Genomic DNA, 13,616 nt, shown 5'->3' with positions numbered 1-13,616 from the left:
CCCCACGCACGCCGCCATTCGGCCCCGCTCCCCCCGCGCTCACCGCCGCTCCAGGTGATCGTGCTCGTGTCCGACCTGTTCGCATACGTGCACGAAGGAGCCCTCATGATCCCCGTCAGGTTCGCCGCCGTCGGAGCCGTCGCCGCCCTCGCCACCGCGCTGCCCGCGGCCCCGGGCCCCGCCGCGACCACGGCGAACGCCGCATCCGCCGCCGCGCCCTCGCCCGACCGCCCCGACCGCCCCGACCGCCCCGGCCTGCCCGGCCTGCTCCGCACGGGCGAGGTCACCTGGACCGGCGACGCCTTCCGCGCGCTGTGCCGGCGCGGCCCGGTCGCGGCCCCCGACCGGCGCGCCCTGCCGCTGTTCGACGGCCACACCGTCACCGCCCGGGCCAAGAAGGTGTCACGCGACCGCGAGGGCACCCTGCTGTGGACGGGACAGCTCGCCGGACGCTCCGACCGGCCCGTCACCCTCGCCGTCGACGGCGCCTGCACCGGGGGCCGTCCCCGCGTCGCCGGCGAGATCCACGACGGACAGGTGCGCTACGCGCTCGAAGCCGTCCGTCCCGGCGTCTCCCGCATCCGGTCGTTCGACACCGCACGCCAGACACCGCTCGTACGCGACGGCCTGCGCCTGGCGAAACCCGCGCGCCCAACGGCCCCACCCAGCAGACGCGCCGAGCCGACGGACCCGGTCATCGACGTCCTGATCGGCTACACGCCGGAGACCGCCAAGGACACCGAGGGCGGCGTGGCCGCCATCGAACTCCAGGCCAAGGCCGCCGTCGAGGGCGCCAACCAGGCGTACGCCGACAGCGAGGTGAAGGCCCGCCTCAAGCTGCTCGGAGTCTTCGAGACCCCGGCCTGGAGCGGCGAGCCCAGCGACATGGACGGCATGACGAACGCGCTCGCCAACCCGGAGGACCCGAACTACTCCGAGGAGTGGGCCACCAGCGTCCGCGCCACCCGGGACGCCAAGGGCGCCGACCTCGTCCACGTCCTGTCGAAGTTCACGCCGCCCGAGGGCGTCTACACGGCAGGGACCGGCATGACCCCGTCCCTGCCCCGGCTCATCCCGGGCGACAACGCCAAGTACAGCTCGGACGACACCGGGTTCGGCGCGCAGCAGGCCGACACCTTCGGCACCCACCACCTCGCCCACGAGATCGGCCACAACTTCGGCCTCAACCACGACTACATCACCGACCCCATCGACCCGGACGAGGACAACTACCGGCCCGGCAACTACAACCCGTACTACCCGGACAACCACGGCTTCCTGCCCGCCGACCGCACCTGGGTCGACATCATGGGCTACAACATGAGCTGCGCCGACGAGGACAAGTGCGAGAACAAGATGTGGTTCTCCAACCCCCGGCAGACGTTCGACGGCAAGCCGCGCGGCGTGGCCCTCGGCGCGAAGGAGCCCGCCGACTCCACCCGCGTCATGAACCTCACGGGCCCGGTGCTCGCCAACTACCGCACGCCCGCCGACAGCACGGACCCCGTACGCCACGCCCTCACGGCGGTGCCGCAGGACGGCACGGGCGGCACCGTGAGCACCGCGTCCACGGGCCTGTTCGCCACCGGTGACCAGGTCACGATCACCGCGGCGCCCGACTCCGGCTACAAGATCGACCGCTGGACCGTCGACGGCAAGGTCCAGCCGACGCGGGCGGACTCCCTGAGCGTCACGATGGACAGCAACCACTACGTGACTGTGAAGTTCATCAAGAGCACCGCCCCGCTCAGCCCGATCCCGGCCGCCCTCACCGCCGTCGACCCCAAGACGGGCCCGACCGAGGGCGGCTTCACCGTGACCCTCACCGGCGGTGGGCTCACCGGCACCACCCAGGTCCTCGCGGGCACCCCGACCGCGGGCGGCTTCCGCGGGGTCGCGGCCACGAACGTGCGGGTCGTCGACGACAGCCACGTCACGTTCACCGCGCCCGCCTACCCGGACGCGGGCCCCGTCCAGTTCGCCACGGCCCGCGGCAACGCCCTGACCGCGTCCATCGGCTTCACGTACACCGACTGACGGGGTGCGCCCGCCAGGGCCCTAAGGCGTCAGGCGGTCCGCGCGCGGCGCGGACCGCCAGGCCCCGGCGTCGAGGAAGTGCACGTCGTACCGGTCCTGTTCGGGCAGGAGCCGGTCGAAGGAGTCCAGGCCGTGCTGGATGCGGCCGAGCGTCCTGAAGTACTCGTACCGGTCGATCCCCGGGGTCAGCACCGCGAGCACGTCGGCGCTCTCCCCCGCGACGGCCCCGAAGGCGTGCGGCATCCCGGGCGGCACCACGACGAGGCCGCCGCGCCCCACGGTGACGAGCTCGCCGTCCAGGTAGAAGTCCATCGTGCCGTCGAGGACGTGGAACAGCTCGGACGACAGGGCGTGGTAGTGGGGCCGTGCGCCGTCCGCGCCCTCGCCGAGCGCGAGACGGTTGGCACCGAGGGCGCCGCCGGTGTGCACCGCGTCGGCGAGCAGCTCGAAGCCGCCTCCGTGCGGCAGCGGAACGTACTCGGCCGTGCCGGGCCGCACCACGTGGGCCTCGGCGGTGCTCTTCGTGTGCTCGGTCATGGGTCGGCTCCTCACCTCCCGCCGACCGCTCCCCGGCCGGCGCACCCCTCATTCGACCCGGGGAACAAGCCGCGTACCAGAAGCACTTGTCACCCACAGAAATCACGGATCGAGATAGGTCCCGGCCGGGGCGGAAAGCGCCGGGCGAAGGGTGCCGGGCGAAAGGGGCGGGGCGGATGGAACTGCGGCAGCTCCAGTACTTCGCGGCCGTCGCCGACGAGGGCGGCTTCAGCCGCGCCGCCGAGCGGCTCGGCATCGTCCAGTCGGCGGTCAGCCAGCAGGTCCGCCGCCTGGAGCGGGAGCTCGGCGTCGCCCTGTTCCACCGCTCCACCCGCAGCGTCGAACTGTCCGCCGCCGGTGAGCGGTTGCTGCCCGAGGCGCGTGCCGTGCTCGCCGCCGCCGAGCGCACCCGCCAGGTGGCGGCCGACCTCGCCTCCGGGGACGGCGGCCTGCTGCGGCTCGGCGCCGTCCAGGGCCCCGGCGACCGGGTCCAGCGCCTCCTGGCGGAGCTCGCGGACGCGGCGCCTCGGCTCCATGTCCGGCTGCGGCGCCTGGACCTCGCGGACCGGCTCGCCGCGGTGCGCTCGGGCGAGCTGGACGCGGCGCTGGTGCGGGCGGTCGCGAAGGCGCCGGGGCTCGAACTGCTTCCGGTGTGGAGCGATCCGCTGTACGTGGCGCTGCCGTCCGGCCACCCGCTCGCGGGCGACGCGTCGCTGCGCCTGGAGCAGCTCGCCGGGCTGCCGCTGCGGCTCGCCCCGCGGGAGGCCAACGCGCCCTTCTACGACCTGGTGACCGGCGCGCTGCGGGCCGCCGGGGCGCAGCCGACGCTCGGGCCGCCCTTCACCACGCTCCAGGAGACGCTGGCCGAGATCGGCGGCTCCGCCCCTTCGTGGACGGTCTTCTACGAGGTGACGGGGCTGCCGTCGTACCCGCGGGTCGCCGTGCGCCCGCTGGCCGCGCCGGACGTCACGACGTACCTGGCCGTGCCCCCGGGCGTGCCGGGTCCGGCGCTGCGGCGGCTGCTCGGCATCCTGCCCCGACCCTGATCCGACGTCCGCCTCGCTCAGCGTGCCGACTTACTCAGAGTTCCGCCTTGACCTGCGGGTCCGCGGTGTCGTGGTGCCGCGCGTAGTGCCCCCGCCACCGCGGCGTCGCCGCGCCTCCCATCACGGTCATCACGACGTCGTGCGCCAGTGAGTCCGTGACGGGCAGGTGGCCGAAGAGGACGCGGTGGTACGTGGTGGCGCCGAGCAGGTCGAGGAGCAGGTCGATGTCGGCGTCGGCCCTGATGTCGCCGCGCTCGATGCCCCGGCGCAGGGCGGCCTCCGTCGTGGCCCTGCGGGGCCGGAAGATCGTGTCGGTGAAGACCCGGTCGAGGGCGGGGTCGTCGGCGAGGTCGGCCACGAGGGCGGGCAGCGTACGGCGGCCGAGCGTGCCGCCGAAGGCCTGCGTGAGGGTCTCGATGCCCAGGATGAGGTCGCAGTGCGTGCACCCGGTGTCCGGGGTGGGCGCGGTGCCCATGGTCTCGGCGAGCGCGGAGATCACCAGGTGCTGCCGGGACGGCCAGCGGCGGCGGATCGCGGGCTTGGTGGTGCCGGCGCGGCGGGCCACACCCTCCAGCGTCAGGTGCGGATAGCCGGACTCCTCAAGGAGTTCGAGCGTCGCCTTGAGGATGGCCTCGTCGAGCCGGGTGTCGCGCGGGCGTCCCGCCGAACGGGCGGAAGGGGCTGCGGAGTCCGGGGTTGCCATGGGGATCAGTATAGGTAGCATGTGTTTACGTTCCGGTCCGGATCGAAATATAAACACCACCGAGGAGGGGATCGGCCATGCCGTCACAGCAGGAGTCGACAGTCGGCGACGGTCGCGCCGCACCCGCGACGGGTGACACCGCGCCCGCACACGAGGGGTCCGGCACGGCCGCACCGCCGGGAGCCCCGGCCGCCGAGAGCGTCTTCCGCGCCCCGTACGCCGCCCTGACCTGGGGAATCGTCCTCTCCGTCGGACTCGTCGCGTTCGAGTCGATGGGCGTCGCCACGGTCCTGCCGGAGATCGCCGGGCACCTCGGCGGCCTCAACGCCTACGGCTGGGGCCTGTCGGCGCTGATGCTCGCCAACCTCATCGGGACCGTCGCCGCGGGCCTGGACGCCGACCGCCACGGCCCCGCCCGCCCCCTGGCCATCGGCCTCACCGTCTTCGCGGTCGGCTGTGCGGTCGCGGGATCCGCCCCCAACTGGCCCGCCTTCCTCGCGGGCCGCTTCCTCCAGGGCCTCGGCGTCGGCTCGGTCATGGCGCTCGCGTACACGGCCATCTCGCTCGCCTACCCGCAGGCCCTGCGCGCGCGGATGTTCGCGCTCGTGTCGGGCGGCTGGACCGTGCCGTCGCTCATCGGCCCGACGGTCGCCGCCGTGATCGCCGACCACATCTCCTGGCGCGGCGTGTTCGTGCTGCTCCTTCCGCTGATCGCCCTCGCGGCCGCGCTCGTCCTGCCGCAACTGCGCCGCCTGGGCCGCCCCGAGAGCGCGCCGGCCGCCGCGGCGGGCCGCTGGTGGTCCTCGCCGGTCGCCCTGAGCGTGCTGCTCGCGGCGGGCACCGGCGTCCTGCTCGCCGGGCTCCAGCTGCACCGGCTCACCCTGCTGATCCCGCTGGCCCTCGTCGGCGCGGTCACCGCGACCCTCGCCCTGCGCTCGGTCACGCCCGCGGGCACGCTCTCCGTGCGCCGCGGCGTGCCGGCCGGCGTGGTCCTGCGCTTCCTGCTGTGCGGCGCCTACTTCGGCAGCGAGGCCTTCCTGCCCCTCGGCCTCGTCAAGCTGCGCGGGCTGAGCGCGTCCGAGGCGGGGCTCGGGCTCTCGGCGGGCGCCATCACCTGGGTCCTCGGCGCGGCCTGGCAGGGCAAGGCGGACAGCCGCTGGAGCGGCCGCTCCCGCGGCGCGCCGATCGCCGTGGGCTTCGTGGTGCTGCTCACGGGCATCGTGGTCATGGCGCTCGGGGTCCTCGTGGACGGCGTGCCCGCGCTGGTCGCGGTGGCGGGCTGGGCGATCGGCGGCGCGGGCATGGGCGTGGCCTTCAACGCCGCCACCACGGACGCCATGGAGCAGGCCCCGGCCGACCGGCAGGGCGAGGCGAGCGGCTCCATGCAGCTCGCCCAGACCCTGTCGGTCGCGGTCCTCAGCGGCCTCGGCGGCGCGGCGGTCTCCCTGGCCGACGCGTACGGCTCGACGGTGACGGTGGCCCTGACGGCGACCTTCGTCCTGACCGGAGCCCTGGCCGCCCTCGGGGTCCTGACGGCCCATCGGATCCGGCCCCACGCGGCCGCGTCCAAGGCGGGTTGAGCCCGCGGCGGGTCGCGTACGTCCCCCTTCGCCCGAGGCGGGGCCCATACGTCCCGCGCCGGCGAGCGCCGCGTACGCCGACCACCTCCGCGTACGCGGCGCCGCCCTGCGACCATGGGTCCTCCGTCCGCCGGACCACGGCGGAACGGCAGGACCGGCGAAGGGATGCAGGCATGACCGCGCGTGACGAGGAGGGCCGTCCGGAGCCGGGCGGCGGCCGCGGAGCGGCTCTGGGCGCACCGGCGGTCGCGGCGGCGGCGCTCACCGGCGTCGTCGCGCTCTACATCGCGCTCGTCGCGTTCGGGAACATCACCGACTTCGGCACCAACCAGCAGTTCGTACGGCACGTCCTCGCGATGGACACCACTTTCAAGGACGACGACCTGATGTGGCGTGCCGTCGAGTCGCGCGCGCTCCAGGACACCGCGTACGTCGCCATCATCGTCTGGGAGACGGTCGCCGCGCTCGTGCTCGTCGCGGGCACCGTCCTGTGGGGCGCGGCGCTGCGGCGCGGCGGCGGGTTCGGCCGTGCGCGACGGGCCAGCACGGTGGGTCTGGTGATGCTGCTGCTGTTGTTCGGCGGCGGCTTCATCGGCGTCGGCGGCGAGTGGTTCGCCATGTGGCAGTCCGAGCACTGGAACGGTCTGGACGCCGCTACGCGCGTGGTCACCCTGTGCGGCATCTCACTGCTGGTGGTCCATCTGCCGTTCCCCGGGCGGGGGTTCACCGGCAAGAGTGCGCCGGAGTGAGCCGACCGCGCCCCCGCGAACAGCGCGTATGCGTCAACTCGCGCCGGGCGCGTGGGGCTTGGGCGCCCCCGGCACGATCACGTCCCGCACGTGTGCGGTAGCCGACAGTTCCGAACGCGGGAGCTATCGCCTAGGCTTGACCCATGCCCTTAACCCCTCACCCCCATGGTTCCGTGCGGTCGTCTGCAGAGTTGAACGAGCGGATACGAGGCCTGTGGCTGCGGGCGGGCGGCCGGTTGTCCGCCGAGCAGCGCCGGGAGTACGAGCGGCTGGTGACGGAGTGGGCCGAGGCGGTGCGCACGGAGGTCGTGCAGGCCGCCTAGGCCGCGGTCACCCCTTCCCGAGGAGTTCCTCAGCCTCCCCCGAGGAACTCCTCGATCCGTGTGAGCGTGTCCTTGGCCCGCGTGTGGACATGACCGGCGAGCCCCAGGGCGCGGGCGGCGTCCACGTGGCCCGGGGTGTCGTCGATGAACAGCGCCTGTGCGGGATCCGCGCCCACGCCCCGCAGCGCGAGCTCGAAGATGCGGGCGTCCGGCTTGGCGCAGCCCACCTCGCAGGACAGGACGAGGTGGTCCACGACGTCGAGCAGGCCCGCGCGGGCCATCCGGGTCCGCAGCCGCGGCCAGGTGTTGCTGACGATCGCCGTCCGCACGCCGGGGGTGCCGCGCAGGCGCCGCAGCCGTCCGACGAGCGCGCCGTCCCACGTCTCCCGTGCGTCCAGGTCCCGGCGCAGCGCGGCGACCACCGCGGGGCGCGCGCCCAGCCGCTCCCCCACGGTCGTCCACCACGCGTCCTCGCTGACGCGGCCGACGAGGACGCCCGCGTCGTTGCCGTCGTACAGCGCGGCGAGGAACTCCCGCGGCGTCAGGCCGAACCGCGGGCCCCACGCGGCCGCGGCGCCCGGAAGGTAGTCGCGGACGAGGACCCCGCCGACGTCCACCAGGAGCGCGCGCTCCACCGCGCCTGGGACCGTACCCGTGCGCGTGCCCGTACCCGTGGCCGCGTTCGGCGAAGACATCAGAACCACCCCGGCTCCGCACCGCTTGGCACCGCACTCTTGGCTCCGCAGTCGCGGTGTTCAAGACTAATTCGATGACGCAGCGCGTGGAACTCGCGGCAGTTCTGGACCGACTCGCCATCGACACCCTCATCACCGAATACGCCATCGCCGTCGACGACGGCGACTGGGACGCCTACCGGCGGCTCTTCGCACCCGACGGGCGCGCCGACTACCGGTCGGCCGGCGGCATCGAAGGACCCGCGGCCGACGTGGCCGACTGGCTTGCGGAAACGATGCGACTGTTCCCGACGCGCCAGCACCTGATCGTGAACCGCACGCTCCGCTTCGAGGTCCGGGAGCACGACGTCGGCGACACCGCGCACGTCCAGGCCGACTACGTGAACCCGATGCGGTCGGCCGCCCCGACGGCCGACACGGCGCCGGACTTCGAGTGCGGCGGCCGCTACGCGTTCACCGTCCTGCGTACGCACAACGGCTGGCAACTGCGCCAGGTGGTCGTACACGAGAAGTGGCGCAGAGTCTCGGCACCGGACCGGACGCGTGCGCAGGCGCGCGTCGGCCAGCAGCCGCAGGCCCCGGCGGAACGGGCACCCACCGAACTGGGCTGACCGGCGCGCGAGGTGCTGGGCCGACCCGGTTACCCACACCCCCCGCCCCCTGTCCTAGATCGTCACCGGCGCGCACACTGGGAGCACGACCGGGCGTCGGGCCGAGTCGGGGCCAAGCGAGTCGGGGCCAAGGAGGCGCGCTGCATGGACGTACTCGGCGGCAAGCGGCAGCAGGCGGGGGCGCCGCCCCCGCACCACCCCCGGTCGTGGCGGGCGCGGCTCGACTCCGCCCTGGTCTCGCGGCGGCAGCGCGGCGGCCTCGCCGTCCTGTGCGGCGCCCTGCCCGCCCTCGCGTTCCCCGAGCCGTCCTGGTGGTGGTTCGCGTACGTCGCGCTCGTGCCGTGGCTGCTGCTCGCCCGCTCGGCCGGGACGGGGCGGCAGGCCGCGCTCGACGGCTGGCTCGGCGGGCTCGGCTTCATGGTGGCCGTGCACCACTGGCTGCTGCCGAGCCTGCATGTGTTCACGCTCGTCATCGCCGCGCTCCTCGGCCTGCTGTGGGCGCCGTGGGCCCTGCTCGTGCGCCGCTTCCTCGGCGGGACGCCCTCCGGCGGGCGGGCCGCGGCCGCCCTGGTCGTGCTGCCGTCCGGCTGGCTCATGGTCGAACTGGTGCGGTCCTGGGAGGGCCTCGGCGGGCCGTGGGGCCTGCTCGGCTCCAGCCAGTGGCAGGTCGAGCCCGCGCTGCGGCTCGCGTCGGTGGGCGGCGTGTGGCTGGTCAGCGCGCTCGTCGTGGCCGTGAACACGGGCGTCGCCGCGCTCGTCGCCGCGGAGAGCGCCCGCACCCCGGCCGTCGCGGGCCTCGTCACCGTGGCCGCCGTCACCGGCGCGGCCTGGACCTGGTCCCCGCGCCCCGAGCCCGCGGGCCGCGTCCGCGTCGCCGTCGTCCAGCCCGGTGTCCAGGACGGGATGGGCCGCGTCCAGAACCGGTTCGCCCGCGAGGAGCAGCTGACGCGGTCGCTCGCGGGCCGCGATCTGGACCTCGTCGTGTGGGGCGAGAGCAGCGTCGGCCACGACCTGGCCGACCGGCCCGACCTGGCCGACCGCATCGCCGACCTGTCGCGCGCCGTGGGCGCGGGCGTCCTGGTGAACGTGGACGCGCGCCGCTCGGACCGGCCCGGCATCTTCAAGAGCTCGGTCCTGGTGGGCCCGGAAGGACCGACGGGCGACCGCTACGACAAGATGCGCCTGGTGCCGTTCGGAGAGTACGTCCCCGCGCGCTCGCTGCTCGGCTGGGCGACGTCGGTGGGCAAGGCCGCGGGCGAGGACCGCAGGCGCGGCGAGCGGCCGGTGGTCATGGACCTCGAGGCCGTGGGCGGCGCGCTGCGCGTGGGACCGCTGGTGTGCTTCGAGTCGGCGTTCCCCGACATGAGCCGTCACCTCACGCGCGAGGGCGCGCAGTTGCTGCTCGCGCAGTCGGCCACGTCGACGTTCCAGCGCAGCTGGGCGCCCGAGCAGCACGCGTCGCTCGCGGCCGTGCGGGCCGCCGAGACCGGCCGCCCCATGGTGCACGCCACGCTCACGGGCGTCTCGGCGGTCTACGGACCGAGCGGCGAGCGGATCGGCCGCCCCCTCGGCACCTCGGTGTCCGGCACGGCGGAGTACGACATTCCGCTGGCCACGGGCACGACGCCGTACGTGCGGTACGGCGACTGGCCCGTGTACGCGGCGCTCGGCGTCCTCGCCCTGCTCGGTGCGGCCGACGGCGCCCGGCTGCTCAGGAGGCCTGCTCGCGCACCGCGTGTACCACCCGCTCGCACAGCTCATGGGTGGCAAGCGCGTCCCGGGCGCTGAGCACCTTGCCCGCGCGCACGGCGTCGAGGAAGGCGAGGACGACCTGCTCGATGCCGCGCTGCCGGGCCACCGGCACCCAGTCGCCGCGGCGCCGCACGGTCGGCTGGCCCTTGTGGTCGACGACCTCGGCGAGGTTGAGCACCTGCCGCTTGGTGTCCTGCCCGGAGACTTCGAGGATCTCCTCCGTGGAGCCGCTGAGCCGGTTCATCACGCCGAGCGCGGTGAACCCGTCGCCCGCGAGCTGCAGCACGACGTGCTCCAGGAGACCGCCCGAGACGCGGCCGCGCACGCCCACGTGGTCGACCGGACCCGGCACGAGGAACCGCAGAGTGTCCACGACGTGGATGAAGTCGTCGAGCACCATCGTGCGCGGGTCCTCCGGCAGGCCCACGCGGTTCTTCTGCAGCAGGATCAGCTCGCGCGGGTGCTCGGCGCACTGGGCGTAGCCGGGCGCGTAGCGGCGGTTGAAGCCGACGGCGAGGCTGACTCCGCGCTCCTCGGCGAGGCGCACGAGCCGCTCGGAGTCGGCGAGTTCGTACGCGATCGGCTTGTCCACGTACGTCGCCACGCCCGCCTCCAGGAGCCGGGTCACGATCTGCGGGTGGACGCTCGTCGGCGCGTGCACGAAGGCGGCGTCGAGGTCCTGGGCGAGCAGCGCGTCCAGGTCGGCGTGCAGGCGCTCGGCGGGGATGTGGTGGCAGGCTCCCACCCGCTCCAGGGTGGCGGGCGTGCGCGTCTGGAGGTGCAGTTCGACGTCCGGCTGCGTGGTGAGCACCGGGAGGTACGCCTTCTGCGCGATGTCGCCGAGTCCGATGCAGCCGACCTTCACCACGTGCTCCTCATCGCTGTCCGTCGCTGTGTACCGCCGTGCACTGTTTCTCACGGTGCCGCCGCACGCCCTGCCGCCCCCGCGCGTGCTCCCGCAGCATACGGGGCCTGCGGCGGCCGCCAGTCGGCGATCGACGCGAAGCCCCGCATGATCAGGTTCGGGCCGAGCCGGTAGGCGGTCCGGATCAGGGTGTTGCGTACGGCGATGAGCGCGCCGTTGTCCAGGTGGTTGAGGCGGGCGGTGCGGGCGGCCTGGCGGACGATCGTGCTGGTCCGCGGCACGCGTACGGCGCTGTACGCGGCGAGGCCCGCGAAGAGGTCGCCGCGCGGCGCCGCGTGGTGGGCGAGCACGACGGCGTCCTCGATGGCCTGGTTGCCGCCCTGGCCGAGCGTCGGCGCCATGGCGTGCGCGGCGTCGCCGATGAGCGCGACGCGGCCGCGGTGGTGAGCGGCGAGCGGCCGCGCCATGTGGCGCACGTCGTTGCGCAGGACGTCCTCGGGGCGCGCGGCGGCGAGGATCGCGGGGATCGGGTCGTGCCAGTCCGAGAAGCGGCGGACCAGCTCGGCCTTCTCGTTGTCGTGCGCGCGGGTGCCCTCGGGGACGAGCGCGGTGGCGTACGCGTAGACCCGCCCGTCCTTCAGCGGCTGGGTGCCCCACACGCCGCCGCGCCCCCAGGTCTCGTGGGGCTCGAAGGGGCGCTCGGGCGCGGGCACGATGACGCGCCAGGCGGTGAACCCGGTGTACTCCGGTCCGGGGTGGGCCGGGAACAGCGCCCCGCGGACGGCGGAGTTGATGCCGTCGGCGCCGACGACGAGGTCCGCCTCGATGTCGCCGTCGGAGGTGGTGACGACGGCCCTGCGCCCTGGCCCGCCGGGGTCGGCGAGCCGGGCGTCGGCGCCGGTGCGCAGGCAGTCGGCGGGCAGCGCGGAGACGAGCAGGTCGACGAGGGTCGCGCGGTGCAGCAGGACCAGGGCGCCGCCGAACTCCCGCTGCGTGGCGGTGGCGCTCGTCCGCACGAGCCAGCGCCCGTCCTGCGCCCGCATGCCGCCCGCGCCCTGCCAGGCGGCGAGGTCGCGCACGCCGTCGCCGAGGCCGAGGACGTCGAGGGCCCGCTGGGCGTTGGGGGCGAGCGCGATGCCGGAGCCGACGGGTTCGAGGGTCTCGGCGCGCTCCAGGACGGTGACGCTCCAGCCGGCCCTGTGCAGGGCGACGGCTGCGGTGAGGCCGCCGATGCCGCCGCCCACGACGACCGCGTGGGGCTTGCGGGGCTTCGCTGTCCGGGCCATGACTTCTCCTCGTCGCACGCGTGCGCCGGCCGCCGGGCACCTGTCACGGAGGCCGCCACACTACATCTGTAGTACCCGATGGCGAGAAAGGTACTACACCTGTAGTCGCGACGGCAGACCGGGGCCCCTAGAGTGGGGATCATGCCTGCACGCCCCAAGGGGTCCGCCCGTACCGAACTGATCGCCGACACCGCCCTTGCCCTGCTCGCCGAGCGCGGGATGCGCGGCCTCACGCACCGGGCCGTCGACGAGGCGGCGGGGCTGCCCACGGGATCGACCTCGAACCACGCCCGGACCCGGCTCGCGCTCCTGGAGGCGGCGGTGCGGCGGCAGGCCGAGCGCGAGCTCGCGGTGCTCACGCCGGACGAGCTGCCCGACCCGGCGGGCGGCCGCGAGTCCCTGGTCGCCGGTCTCGCCCTCGCCCTCCACCGCTTCCTCTCCGGCGACGAGCACCGCGCCCTGCTGGTCTCGCGCTACGAGCTGGCCCTTGAGGCGACGCGCCGCCCGGAGCTGCGGGAGTACTACGACTCGTCGAGCACCCAGTTCCGCGACCCGCTGGCGGCGCTGCTGCGCGCGGCGGGCTCGAAGGACCCGCGGCGGCACACGCTGTCCGTGGTGGCGTGGTGCGACGGCATGATGTTCTCGTGCGTGGCGGGCTCCTACCACGCGACGGTTCCGACCATGGAGGAACTGCGGGCGGGCTTCGCGGAGTTGCTACGGGGACTCCTTGACGGGCAGGAGTGAACGACACGGATCAACAGCGCGCGGGGCGGTCACCCGTGCGGGCGCATCCGCGCTGAACCGCGGGCTCGCGCCGCGCCCCGTGCAGCAGAGTGGCGCGGATGCAGCGAACGACGACGACCGCGGTGCTCCTCGCCTCCGTGGCGGTCGCCGCGGTCTCCGGGTGCGTCAGTGTGGAGCGGCCGGGGGCCGCCCAGGGGACGGGGGCCGCTCAAGGGTCAGAGTCCGCGAGCCCGGCGTCACCCGCGCCGCGTTCCGCCGGGCGGACACCGTCGGATGCCACGCAGGCACCGGCCCGCGAACGGCTGCAGTGGCCGGAGCCGGTGGGCGGACACCTCCGGGAGGCGTCCCCGACGCCGGGCGGCGCGGGCTCCGGGCCTTCGGCCCCGCCCCGGGCCGCCGCCGACGACGCCACCGGCTCCGTACGCGACGGCGCCGCCGGCTCCGTACGCCCGAAGCGCCCGCACCCCGCCCCGCAGCGCCACCGCCCCAAGCCGAAACCCCCGCAGGGGCCGCCGCCCCACGCCCGCGGACATGTCGACTTATGCGCCCTCGGCAGACAGCACGGGCGCTGGAGGCGGGACAGCCCGGAGGCGGTGATCTGCCAGGAGGTGTACGGACGGTGAGGCGGGCGTCGGCTCGGGTGAGCCGGGCGGCGGCCGGGGCATCCGGGGCGGGCGTCCGGCCGGGG

At 74.7% G+C, this 13,616-nt stretch carries 14 protein-coding genes; 9 read left to right on the top strand and 5 right to left on the bottom strand.

Translation table 11 applies throughout. The features are described 5' to 3' along the window. On the top strand, positions 1-2,037 hold a 2,037-nt coding region (locus tag ACFWZ5_RS19465), incomplete at its 5' end, for a reprolysin-like metallopeptidase (RefSeq protein WP_384890891.1). 21 nt (positions 2,038-2,058) lie between these two features. On the opposite strand, the gene ACFWZ5_RS19460 is transcribed toward ACFWZ5_RS19465, so the two are convergent. Then, a complete protein-coding gene (locus tag ACFWZ5_RS19460) occupies positions 2,059-2,574 on the bottom strand; it encodes a cupin domain-containing protein (protein ID WP_384797448.1) in 516 nt (171 codons plus the stop codon). A 176-nt stretch (positions 2,575-2,750) separates the two neighbouring features. Here ACFWZ5_RS19460 and ACFWZ5_RS19455 point away from each other — a divergent pair, with 176 nt between their 5' ends. Continuing rightward, complete coding sequence (locus ACFWZ5_RS19455) at positions 2,751-3,620, top strand: LysR family transcriptional regulator (RefSeq protein WP_384797445.1); 870 nt, start codon at positions 2,751-2,753, stop codon at positions 3,618-3,620. A 34-nt stretch (positions 3,621-3,654) separates the two neighbouring features. Here ACFWZ5_RS19455 and ACFWZ5_RS19450 read toward each other — a convergent pair whose 3' ends face one another. Next, entirely contained in the window at positions 3,655-4,323 is a 669-nt protein-coding gene (locus tag ACFWZ5_RS19450; RefSeq protein WP_384797442.1) for a TetR/AcrR family transcriptional regulator, read from the bottom strand. Positions 4,324-4,400: 77 nt separating this feature from the next. Between ACFWZ5_RS19450 and ACFWZ5_RS19445 the strand changes: the two genes are divergently transcribed. The 3 genes from ACFWZ5_RS19445 (at position 4,401) to ACFWZ5_RS19435 (ending at position 6,975) form a co-directional block, all read left to right on the top strand. Beyond that, positions 4,401-5,903 carry an MFS transporter gene (locus ACFWZ5_RS19445; RefSeq protein ID WP_384797439.1) on the top strand — a complete coding sequence of 501 codons (1,503 nt, stop codon included), beginning with the start codon at positions 4,401-4,403 and terminating at the stop codon, positions 5,901-5,903. Between the two features lie 173 nt (positions 5,904-6,076). Continuing rightward, positions 6,077-6,652: a DUF2165 domain-containing protein gene (locus ACFWZ5_RS19440; protein WP_384797436.1), complete on the top strand. Its 576-nt coding sequence runs from the start codon at positions 6,077-6,079 to the stop codon at positions 6,650-6,652. Between the two features lie 173 nt (positions 6,653-6,825). Next, positions 6,826-6,975 (top strand): hypothetical protein, encoded by a 150-nt coding sequence (locus ACFWZ5_RS19435; protein ID WP_384797433.1) that lies wholly within the window; start codon positions 6,826-6,828, stop codon positions 6,973-6,975. A gap of 29 nt (positions 6,976-7,004) precedes the next feature. On the opposite strand, the gene ACFWZ5_RS19430 is transcribed toward ACFWZ5_RS19435, so the two are convergent. Beyond that, positions 7,005-7,670: an HAD-IA family hydrolase gene (locus ACFWZ5_RS19430; protein ID WP_384797430.1), complete on the bottom strand. Its 666-nt coding sequence runs from the start codon at positions 7,668-7,670 to the stop codon at positions 7,005-7,007. A gap of 74 nt (positions 7,671-7,744) precedes the next feature. On the opposite strand from ACFWZ5_RS19430, the gene ACFWZ5_RS19425 reads away from it, so the two are divergent. Both ACFWZ5_RS19425 and lnt read left to right on the top strand, forming a co-directional pair. Then, complete coding sequence (locus ACFWZ5_RS19425; protein WP_384797427.1) at positions 7,745-8,281, top strand: nuclear transport factor 2 family protein; 537 nt, start codon at positions 7,745-7,747, stop codon at positions 8,279-8,281. A gap of 144 nt (positions 8,282-8,425) precedes the next feature. Beyond that, positions 8,426-10,069, top strand: a complete 1,644-nt coding sequence (lnt, locus tag ACFWZ5_RS19420) for an apolipoprotein N-acyltransferase (RefSeq protein WP_384797424.1) — start codon at positions 8,426-8,428, stop codon at positions 10,067-10,069. On the opposite strand, the gene ACFWZ5_RS19415 is transcribed toward lnt, so the two are convergent. After that, positions 9,993-10,898 (bottom strand): Gfo/Idh/MocA family protein, encoded by a 906-nt coding sequence (locus tag ACFWZ5_RS19415; RefSeq protein WP_384797421.1) that lies wholly within the window; start codon positions 10,896-10,898, stop codon positions 9,993-9,995. The genes lnt and ACFWZ5_RS19415 overlap by 77 nt on opposite strands. 50 nt (positions 10,899-10,948) lie before the next feature. Further along, positions 10,949-12,184 carry an FAD-dependent monooxygenase gene (locus ACFWZ5_RS19410; RefSeq protein ID WP_384797418.1) on the bottom strand — a complete coding sequence of 412 codons (1,236 nt, stop codon included), beginning with the start codon at positions 12,182-12,184 and terminating at the stop codon, positions 10,949-10,951. A gap of 141 nt (positions 12,185-12,325) precedes the next feature. Here ACFWZ5_RS19410 and ACFWZ5_RS19405 point away from each other — a divergent pair, with 141 nt between their 5' ends. Together ACFWZ5_RS19405 and ACFWZ5_RS19400 are read left to right on the top strand one after the other, a co-directional pair. After that, the gene (locus tag ACFWZ5_RS19405) at positions 12,326-12,928 is read left to right on the top strand and encodes a TetR/AcrR family transcriptional regulator (RefSeq protein ID WP_384797415.1); all 603 of its coding nucleotides are present in this window, start codon (positions 12,326-12,328) and stop codon (positions 12,926-12,928) included. A gap of 98 nt (positions 12,929-13,026) precedes the next feature. Continuing rightward, positions 13,027-13,551, top strand: a complete 525-nt coding sequence (locus ACFWZ5_RS19400; protein WP_384797413.1) for a hypothetical protein — start codon at positions 13,027-13,029, stop codon at positions 13,549-13,551. The last annotated feature ends 65 nt before the right edge of the window (positions 13,552-13,616 follow it).

The sequence above is a fragment of the Streptomyces sp. NPDC059003 genome (assembly GCF_042740445.1).
GTDB lineage: Bacteria > Actinomycetota > Actinomycetes > Streptomycetales > Streptomycetaceae > Streptomyces.
This window is presented reverse-complemented; position numbering and strand designations above follow the sequence as displayed.

Bases quoted from the DNA above. Each gene is read 5' to 3' on its own strand.
- ACFWZ5_RS19460 (WP_384797448.1), bottom strand. From the start codon at position 2,574: ATGACCGAGCACACGAAGAGCACCGCCGAGGCCCACGTGGTGCGGCCC.
- ACFWZ5_RS19455 (WP_384797445.1), top strand. From the start codon at position 2,751: ATGGAACTGCGGCAGCTCCAGTACTTCGCGGCCGTCGCCGACGAGGGC.
- ACFWZ5_RS19450 (WP_384797442.1), bottom strand. From the start codon at position 4,323: ATGGCAACCCCGGACTCCGCAGCCCCTTCCGCCCGTTCGGCGGGACGC.
- ACFWZ5_RS19445 (WP_384797439.1), top strand. From the start codon at position 4,401: ATGCCGTCACAGCAGGAGTCGACAGTCGGCGACGGTCGCGCCGCACCC.
- ACFWZ5_RS19440 (WP_384797436.1), top strand. From the start codon at position 6,077: ATGACCGCGCGTGACGAGGAGGGCCGTCCGGAGCCGGGCGGCGGCCGC.
- ACFWZ5_RS19430 (WP_384797430.1), bottom strand. From the start codon at position 7,670: ATGTCTTCGCCGAACGCGGCCACGGGTACGGGCACGCGCACGGGTACG.
- ACFWZ5_RS19425 (WP_384797427.1), top strand. From the start codon at position 7,745: ATGACGCAGCGCGTGGAACTCGCGGCAGTTCTGGACCGACTCGCCATC.
- lnt (WP_384797424.1), top strand. From the start codon at position 8,426: ATGGACGTACTCGGCGGCAAGCGGCAGCAGGCGGGGGCGCCGCCCCCG.
- ACFWZ5_RS19410 (WP_384797418.1), bottom strand. From the start codon at position 12,184: ATGGCCCGGACAGCGAAGCCCCGCAAGCCCCACGCGGTCGTCGTGGGC.
- ACFWZ5_RS19405 (WP_384797415.1), top strand. From the start codon at position 12,326: ATGCCTGCACGCCCCAAGGGGTCCGCCCGTACCGAACTGATCGCCGAC.
- ACFWZ5_RS19400 (WP_384797413.1), top strand. From the start codon at position 13,027: ATGCAGCGAACGACGACGACCGCGGTGCTCCTCGCCTCCGTGGCGGTC.